Raw genomic sequence first — 6,689 nt, forward strand, 5'->3', positions numbered from 1 at the left:
GGCGTAGAGCTGAGGCCAGGCGAAGCAAGAGCAGAGATGCTTTTCAATATTGGGATCGGTGAAAAATGGATCGGTGGCGATCCACCATCCAAAGATTCCGATTCCATATACGCTCAGTATTACTCGATGGCTAAAGCCTCCTCTGCCAGAAAGCATCTTGAAGCTCCAAAAAAGAGCGACATCAAGGATCTGACCCCAGCCACGGTATATTTCACCTACCAGATGAATGCCATGCCATTTGACCAATATCGGTCTTATGCCACCTACACCGGCGACAATTCGCTGTGGATACAGGGCTCCTCCAGCTGGACTCAGTATGCAAAAGCTCCAGGGGGATCCGCTCTCTCTTTGATTGTCATATCATCCGCCGGCGGCCAGGGAGTCCTGTATGAGATAAATCCTGATGGAAATCTGAATAAGAACTCATTCTACTTCTATCCAGGGTACAATCAGATGGACTTTTATGCCGATTCCATCGGCCAGCACATCCTGTTCTATACAATTGACGGTCTGGTCAGCAATTCGGTCGTCATCGATGTTACGGGCTACTACCAGCCACCATATCAGCATCCTCTTCTATCCACCTATCCCGGAAGTCAGGTTCAGCCTCCAGAGTTGCAACCATCTCCAGCCGACGTAGAGGTGACGATAATATCGGAGGAGATGCGCGGATATCAGGTATTCGTTGACGGCACATTTATCGGCACAGAGGGCACCGGAGGAGACGCCCTGGATGGGAGGTTCATCTTTGGGGTGGCTGGCGATCGGAACCATGAAATAAGAGTCTACGATGGCCAGTACAGTTACCTGAATACCATTTACTTCCCTCGGGGAATGCAAAAGATAATCAATGTGTAGCCAGGATTTAAATTTTAAATTAAACCATTCTTTTTAAATAATATTTAAAAAATATAAATTTAAAAATTATCTGAAAAAAAGAGACGAAATCCGATCCTCATCCTCGCATGAACTTGTCCCAGCCCTGATAGTTCTCCTTGAGGATGATGCAGATCTTCTCCATCATGTCGTAGGGTATTCCCACCACGAGCTCCCCGTCCTCCAGGCCGGCGTTCCTCACCGAGCCGTCGCAGCCTAGTGATACATTCACCTCTCCTTTCAGGTAGGGTGAGCTGGTGGCATCGACGCAAAAGGACTGAATCCCTGCAGTATTAAAGCTCATCCTGCCCCCCTTCTCGAACATCGCCGCCTGAACGATCCTCCTTGCCTGAAGTGGATTTCCCACGAATATGACCACATCAGGCCGCACCCTCATCTTGTCCAGGGGGGCCACATAGCTGGCCACGGTGCTGCCGGGAAGGATGCGGGGCATATTGGCTGCTATCATCGCTCCCGATTCTTTTGTGGAGCACTTGTGCAGTTTGTCAAAGTACAGGGCTCCGGTGCGGATGTTCTCCGGGCATTCCAGCAGGCCCAGGCCCGAGGCACCGCCTTTGCACTGGTGATAGTCGGCATGAGCGAGATAGCTAACTCCCTCTCGCCTCGCTCCCTGGATCATTGAGCAGTAGCGGAAGGGCCTCTCGACGATTTTAAGGTCCTGTGGGATCTCCTCCTCACTCTTGAACAGCCTTACGCCTACGATATTATCCCGGATTCCCAGGGAGGACTTCAATATTTCCGACATCTCTTCAAGATTCATCATAGTACACCGGAATTTAAGTGGGAGGCATGGAATTTGGAGCTTGCGCTCTGGAATGCATCCCATCAAATGCTCTTCATCCTTAAGAGAGCATTGATATCCGCCTGGATCGCTTGGGCAGCACTTCCTCTATCCCGCAAACACCCTTTTTCGCCTTAATGCGAATTCCTGGAGGATGTCATCAGGCCGAAGAATATAAGAATATTTCAAGCAATGTACATTTTATGGATGAAAGGCTGAACAGCGCCGAAAGTCAGGCCGGACCCTGCGGAATATTATGCGGCTCATGCCCCTTGGGAGGCAGCATAGTAGCCGAGTCCGCAAGCCGGACGAGAAAGCACATCACTGAATGCGATATTCCAAACTGGGCTCCATTTGTGCCTGGGGGAGAGGCGATCGACTGGGCGGCAGTGGATCTGGGCCTGGCCTGGATGGAGACCTATGCCCGCTGCGCAGGATGCGAGAACGGCGGAGGTCCACCTGATTGCACCATAAGGATCTGCGCTCGAGAGAAAGGATACGACCTATGCAGCTCCTGCGAAGAATTGGAGGGCTGCACCAAGTTCGAGTGGCTCAGAGATCAAGGCCAGATGATAAAAGATAGGCTGAACGAGAACCGCGGTCTTTCTAAGGAGGAGTACATCAAAAAGATGACCACAAAGATGCCCTGAGGGGCATGATAGGAGGAACGACTGGAGCGGAGATTCGAAGTTCACCTATCAAGGCACAAACTATATGTATTAATCGTGCCTATAGGAACAAGTCGTGTTTTGCGCTGCAAGAACCAGAGATCCAGCAATCCGACTGGGCTCTTTTGCCCGAAGATAGATCGAGAAGAGCATCCCTGCAAATAGATGCGAATATGCATGCCATGATGGGCGTTGAGGCATGCCCAAAAGCTGGGTCGTAGTTCATGCCCGCCAGGACGTGATAGATGCTGATAAAGAGGCGAATTGCAGGCCCGGCATCCTTCGGTGAATCGGGCTCCCGCGAGATGGACGCTGCGTGATAGTCCAGTGCTGTACCGCCTTAAAAGCAGCATCATGTCGAGATCTTGGGCGAGGTCAGGCCTGCCACCCTGGTGGTACTGGCTCCTGGAAATAGGACATTGTGGATCGGTGTTGACCCGCCCGAGAATCGACTGTACTGATTTTGCAGGCCCAATGCCATGGTATTCTCTAAATCTCTCCTAGCCTTCTCCTTTTCACTACTTAACCAATTTGAATAGCGAATCATTCTTCAAGCGAGCGGCTTATTCATTCAGAGCGCCGCCAGATCCTCAAAATGGTCGCCATTCCCCCCAGGTTTATGACCAGGATCATGATCACTCCAAAAGCTCGCCTCATACCCACTGGCATGGTCGCCTTTCCTGCCAGGTCTATGGTATCATCCCCATCCACCAGCACATCCCAGGACTGCCCTCCAGCCTTCAGAGTGTACTCTCCCCACTCAAGACCCCGGAAGATATACTCGTTATCCCCAGAGGCATTGGCCAGACAGGTCCCTTGCCCCCACAGTTCTACCCCTGCTGGCGCGCCAGCAACTCGCAGAATGCCTCCCTTCCTGACCGGAAGAGCCACTCCCTCAGAGGATGTATTCGAGGATACATCCAGCAATGCAAGCACTGTGGGGGCAACATCCATCTCCGACCACTGGCCGCCAAGGTTCAGCTCCTCAATTCCCGGCCCCTGGACGACCAGGGGCACTCGCAACGCCTCCAGCCGGGCGGCATACTTCTCCGCCGAGTGGCCGCCCTTTCCTTCCCGGTCCGGAAAGACCATGCCATGGTCGGCAGTGATGACCAGCAAGAGGTTATTTTTTCGGCAGGCCCGAACCAGCCTGCCCAGGGGGGCGTCCAGCGCCTCCACTGCTTGCAGATAGCCGCTGGCGTTCAGATTATGGCCGGCGCTGTCCACCGCTCCGGCATTGACCAGCATGATGAATGGCTTTCCTATGAGATGCTCTACAGTATCCGCCGCCGCATCCAGTGCCCAGGCGTTGTAGCCGGCATAGCCTGCCATGCCCTCACGATTGGAATATCCAGCGAATCTGTCCCGCCATTCCTGAAAGAGGGTACGCAGGCCCTCTGGAGCATCGGGCCGAAATCCCGGTGTGGGCTCAGCGCCCTGCAGGGCGTTATCCTCCAGGTAAAGGACTGCATCCATATCCTCCATGATCGACATAGAGTCTCCCCGCTCCATAATGGCAAGGCATAAATATCCCTCCTCCCGGGCGAGGTCGAAGATGGTGTGGCCGAGCTGGTCCCAGTCCGCTTCCGATCTGCCGGTGACAAGAACGGAATGGCTCTTTGTGGTCTCGGGGACTGGCACTCGCACATCCACCGCCCGCGCCCCACCGCCGGTGAGGTTGAATAGCACCGCCTTATCCAGAGGCGAGCCGTCCAGAGCATAGGCATTGTGCTCCGGATAGACGTAAGATGAACCCAGGCCGTCTATGACCAGTATGACTGCGCCCGCGGGCTGAGCCATGGGCCCCACCTGAACCTCGAGGGCGCAGCAGCCGGGCAGCAATAGCAGCAAGAGGAGGAGAAGGGCGGGGATCATCCCACCGGGCTTAGTCAGCTAAATATTAAAATCTTTCATGTGTTTTGGGGCTTGAATGGAAAGCTCTATCCACCTGCAATCCCTTACAGCATTATCCATAAAGGATACAAAAAGAATCCCTGCCGCTGAGCCCCTGTGGATTGAGCTATCAGAACTCAAGTCGGCAGGACAGACCTGTTCTCAATTCTCAGAAGAGATGATTGAAGCAAAAAAAAGGATTTGGATCGCAAATGCAGGATCTTTAAAAATCGGTCATGATCCTGTACTGATCGATCTCAGTCTGTTTCAGGCCGGTCAGGAACTGCTCTGTCATGTCGCGAATGTCCCGGGATCTGGTGATCGCCCGGCCTACCACCAGGATGTCCGCCCCCGCGGCCAGGGCCGCTCCTTCGGTATCGGTGCGAATCCCGCCCGCCACCGCCACCAGGAGCCTGCGTCCCTCCTCGGCCAGGGCCTTGATATCGGGGATGTTCTGCCAGGCATGAGCGCTCTTCTCCATGTCGATCGCCCGGTGCAGCTCGACCACATCTGGCAGGACATCCAGCCCCTTGAGCACCGCGAGTGGATCGGCTACGTTGAGCATATCGATTATCGAGTATATCCCCGTCTTTCTGGCCTCATTGATGGACAGCTCAATGGTCTTCTTAGGAGCCAGACCGGATATGACCACCGCATCGGCAGTGGAGTCTGCAGCCAGGCGCACCTCCAGGTTTCCAGTATCCAGGGTCTTGAGATCCAGAATGATAAAGGCCCCCGGCCGGATGGCGCGAATCTCCTTCACAACGTTCATCCCCAGCATCTTGACCAGGGGGGTCCCCACCTCGATTAAGATGTGGTCGCTATCCGGCAGGGCAGAGAGGACGCGCCTCACCTCGGCCACATCCACCAGGTCGAAGGCCACCTGCAGATAAGGCGGATCCCAGAGACGGGTGACTCTGAACCCCATGATGGGATGGGTGGAGCGCTCCTTCTCATAGAGGACTTTATCGATATCCGGGAACCCGGCCATGGCCCGAGCCACCGCCAGCTTGGTGGCCCCGTAGTTATAGCGATAGATGGCATCGTAATCCGTAGCCTTGGGATCGATGTAAACGGATACAATGACCAGCAGCTCTTCTGCTCGATCCTTGGGAATGACACCCTCTGCCACTGAATCTGCCACTGCCTTGGCTACTGCCGTCTGAGCCGGCCCAAAAATCTGAGCCGCCTGGTCCATGTTCTTCACTGTCACTTTAGGAACGATAAGGGTAGAAGGCTTAGGCGGCAGGTTCGGCCTGATGACCCCCAGGAGAGGGGTATGCCCCGCTGAAAGCTGGGTGAGACCGGAGGCGAAAGCCGTTCCCACCGGTCCCTCCTTCTCCCCTATAATCAGATCGATATGTGCTACCTCAGGCCCCTTTCCTATGAGAGCCTCTCCGACCAAAAACAAAAAGATTCACCTCGCCCACCGAGTGAGCAATCTCTCTATTTTAACTTGTGGGATTGCGAAGGACGAAGCGGGAAGTCCCCATCCTTTGGGGCGGTCTCCCGGACTGCGAGTCCGGGGAAGTTGCGACGAAGTCGCAACAGGATGAAAGCGGAGTCCTTTGCCATGATTACTTTCACGCCGCCCTCAGCTGATATAAGTATAGGTATCCATAACTGTATTCGTTTGATGATCAGCTACAAGTACCCCATATTCCCGAACAAGATCACTCAATGGAAGTTAGCGGAGAATTTGGATGCTTGTAGGTGGCTCTATAATCGGCTTCTCCAAAACCTGAACGAAGCAAAAGAAAAAGGCATCAAGCTCAAGACCTATGATACTCAGAATATGATTCCTTCTCTGAAGCTTGAGAATCCAAAACTCAACCAAGTCTATTCCAAGGTTCTTCAGATGGTGAATTACACTCTTTGGTCTAACATCAAAGGCCTCTTTGCATCAAAGAAGAACGGTCGGAAGATCGGTCATATTCGCTTCAAAGGATATGGATGGTATAACACCCTGAATTACAACCAATCCGGCTTCAAAATCGATCAAGATCATGGCATATTGCATCTATCCAAGATCGGGGACATGCGGATCAAGATCTATCGAAAGATCGAAGGATGCATCAAAGCAGTCATAGTCAAGAGAGAAGGCGAGAGATGGTTTGCCATAGTCCAGGCCAATCAGGAACCACAGCCGTTACCAGAAACCGAGGAAGCAGTAGGTTTGGATGTCGGTTTGACTTCCTTCGTGGTTGACTCCGTTGGCAATGAGATAGAGAATCCAAGATGTGCCAAGCAATCTGCTGATAAACTGGCAAGACTGCAACGAAGGCTAGCCAGAGCGGTGAGGGGATCGAATAATTATAAGTCCCTCAAGGGTAAAATCGCGAAGCTGCATAAGAGAATCAATTGCCAACGAGATGATTTCCTGCATAAGTTATCTCGGACCTATGTCAATAACTTTGATATCATTTGCGTTGAGGATCTTGATATCAAAG

Annotated in this window: 7 protein-coding genes; 3 read left to right on the top strand and 4 right to left on the bottom strand. The window is 53.0% G+C overall.

What is annotated here, in order from left to right:
* Positions 1 to 858, top strand: an 858-nt coding sequence (locus tag BP822_RS06350; RefSeq protein WP_286877996.1) for a hypothetical protein, incomplete at its 5' end; no start/stop codon positions are given.
* Positions 859 to 955: 97 nt separating this feature from the next.
* Here BP822_RS06350 and BP822_RS06355 read toward each other — a convergent pair.
* Positions 956 to 1,642, bottom strand: a complete 687-nt coding sequence (locus BP822_RS06355) for a DUF169 domain-containing protein (protein WP_232844353.1) — start codon at positions 1,640 to 1,642, stop codon at positions 956 to 958.
* Between the two features lie 239 nt (positions 1,643 to 1,881).
* On the opposite strand from BP822_RS06355, the gene BP822_RS06360 reads away from it, so the two are divergent.
* Positions 1,882 to 2,328 (top strand): DUF3795 domain-containing protein, encoded by a 447-nt coding sequence (locus BP822_RS06360; protein ID WP_286877997.1) that lies wholly within the window; start codon positions 1,882 to 1,884, stop codon positions 2,326 to 2,328.
* A gap of 585 nt (positions 2,329 to 2,913) precedes the next feature.
* On the opposite strand, the gene BP822_RS06365 is transcribed toward BP822_RS06360, so the two are convergent.
* The 3 genes from BP822_RS06365 to BP822_RS06375 form a co-directional block, all read right to left on the bottom strand.
* Positions 2,914 to 4,221 (bottom strand): sulfatase-like hydrolase/transferase, encoded by a 1,308-nt coding sequence (locus BP822_RS06365; RefSeq protein WP_286877998.1) that lies wholly within the window; start codon positions 4,219 to 4,221, stop codon positions 2,914 to 2,916.
* Between the two features lie 241 nt (positions 4,222 to 4,462).
* The gene (locus tag BP822_RS06370) at positions 4,463 to 5,650 is read right to left on the bottom strand and encodes a bifunctional 5,6,7,8-tetrahydromethanopterin hydro-lyase/3-hexulose-6-phosphate synthase (RefSeq protein ID WP_286877999.1); all 1,188 of its coding nucleotides are present in this window, start codon (positions 5,648 to 5,650) and stop codon (positions 4,463 to 4,465) included.
* 35 nt (positions 5,651 to 5,685) lie between these two features.
* Positions 5,686 to 5,826: a hypothetical protein gene (locus BP822_RS06375; RefSeq protein WP_157863694.1), complete on the bottom strand. Its 141-nt coding sequence runs from the start codon at positions 5,824 to 5,826 to the stop codon at positions 5,686 to 5,688.
* 49 nt (positions 5,827 to 5,875) lie between these two features.
* Here BP822_RS06375 and BP822_RS06380 point away from each other — a divergent pair.
* Positions 5,876 to 6,689, top strand: an 814-nt coding sequence (locus BP822_RS06380; RefSeq protein ID WP_286878000.1) for an RNA-guided endonuclease InsQ/TnpB family protein, incomplete at its 3' end; no start/stop codon positions are given.

Origin of the sequence: Methanosaeta sp. UBA458, assembly GCF_002496085.1 — an archaeon.
GTDB classification, from domain to species: domain Archaea; phylum Halobacteriota; class Methanosarcinia; order Methanotrichales; family Methanotrichaceae; genus Methanothrix; species Methanothrix soehngenii.